Source organism: Arthrobacter sp. 179, assembly GCF_052379645.1.
Taxonomy (GTDB): domain Bacteria; phylum Actinomycetota; class Actinomycetes; order Actinomycetales; family Micrococcaceae; genus Arthrobacter_H.
Map to the genome: position 1 here is coordinate 1 of NZ_JBQSYU010000067.1, position 387 is coordinate 387.

Sequence of the window (387 nt, forward strand, 5' to 3'; positions counted from 1 at the left end):
TCCTCTTCGGTTCCACCATTGCCATGGCCGGCTATATCACCCCGCAGGGTGCCGCCGCGTTCGGGTGGTTCGCCTATGCCCCGCTGTCCAGCACCACGTTCAGTCCGGGGATCGGCGGTGACCTCTGGGTCTTCGGCCTGGCCCTGTCCGGCTTCGGCACCATCCTGGGCGCGGTCAACTTCGTCACGACGGTCATCTGCCTGCGTGCACCGGGTATGACCATGTGGCGGATGCCGATCTTCACCTGGAACGCCCTGATCACCTCGTTGATGATCCTGATGGCGTTCCCGCCGCTGGCTGCCGCACTGTTCGCACTGGGGGCGGACCGGCGCTTCGGCGCCCATATCTACGACCCCGATGCCGGGGGACCGATCTTATGGCAGCACC

General features: G+C 65.9%; 1 protein-coding gene. It reads left to right on the plus strand.

Annotated features, from left to right (window positions below; translation table 11 throughout):
- Positions 1-387, plus strand: a 387-nt coding sequence (locus tag ACT3UE_RS15800) for a cbb3-type cytochrome c oxidase subunit I (protein WP_444567031.1), incomplete at both ends; no start/stop codon positions are given.